The following is a 276-nucleotide window of genomic DNA, read 5'->3' as shown; positions in this document are numbered from 1 at the left end:
TGTTTCCGTGATGAAGATTTACGTGCCGACCGCCAGCCAGAGTTCACGCAAATCGATATCGAAACCTCATTTATGAGTTCAGAGCAAGTTCGCGGTGTTACTGAAAAACTGATCCGTGATATGTGGCAAGAGTTGCTGAATGTTGATTTGGGCGAGTTCCCTGTGATGGCCTACAGCGAAGCTATGCGTCGTTTCGGTTCAGACAAGCCTGACCTACGTAACCCGATGGAGCTTATTGACGTTGCTGATTTGGTTAAAGACGTTGAGTTTAAAGTG

At 46.7% G+C, this 276-nt stretch carries 1 protein-coding gene; it reads left to right on the top strand.

What is annotated here, in order from left to right; genetic code table 11:
- Positions 1-276 (top strand): amino acid--tRNA ligase-related protein (locus CWC14_RS19050; protein ID WP_283957468.1); only part of this gene is annotated, 276 nt, incomplete at both ends.

Source organism: Pseudoalteromonas sp. S3260 (assembly GCF_005886925.1).
Lineage (GTDB): Bacteria > Pseudomonadota > Gammaproteobacteria > Enterobacterales > Alteromonadaceae > Pseudoalteromonas > Pseudoalteromonas tetraodonis.
Note: the sequence above shows the minus strand (reverse complement) of the source record. Positions and strands in the feature narration are given on the sequence as shown.